The sequence below is a fragment of the Haloferax sp. Atlit-6N genome (assembly GCF_003383195.1).
Taxonomy (GTDB): domain Archaea; phylum Halobacteriota; class Halobacteria; order Halobacteriales; family Haloferacaceae; genus Haloferax; species Haloferax gibbonsii.
Genome location: NZ_QEQJ01000133.1, coordinates 1 through 570, shown reverse-complemented (window position 1 = coordinate 570; position 570 = coordinate 1). Strand labels below are relative to the sequence as shown.

The window sequence follows — 570 nt, the reverse complement described above, 5'->3', positions numbered from 1 at the left end:
CTCGTGCTTGGATTCGCCGACCACGGGACGTTCCTCGCGAGCGACGTCCCCGCGTTCGTCGAACACACCCGGCGCGTGAGCTATCCGGAAGAAGGTGACGTGATTCATATCACCGAAGAGGGCGCGACGGTGTACGTCGACGGCGAGGAAGTCTCACGTGCGGTGCAGGAGGTCGACTGGGACGCCGAAGCGGCTGAGAAAGGCGGCTACGAGCACTATATGCTCAAGGAGATCCACGAGCAGCCGACGGCGCTCCGCCAGGCGATTTCCGGTCGGGTCGACGAGATGAAAGGCGAGGTCGACCTGGAGATCGACCTGCCGAAAGAGTACCTGAACTCGCTGGAGGAGGTGCAGTTCATCGCCTGCGGGACATCGTATCACGCGGGGCTTTATGCGGCGAAGCTGTTCGAGGAGCACGCCGACGTTCGCACCTCCGTGGAGGTCGCCTCGGAGTACGAATTCGACGGCGGGCGCGACCCCTGGCGGACGCTCGTGGTGGCCGCCACGCAGAGCGGCGAGACGGCCGACATGCTGTCCGCACTCAAGCGGGCAACGCGCGCCGGCGCCCGA

Annotated in this window: 1 protein-coding gene; it reads left to right on the top strand. The window is 65.6% G+C overall.

Annotated features, from left to right (window positions below):
• Positions 1–570: SIS domain-containing protein (locus tag DEQ92_RS21570; protein WP_115821760.1), on the top strand; the 570-nt coding region annotated here is incomplete at both ends.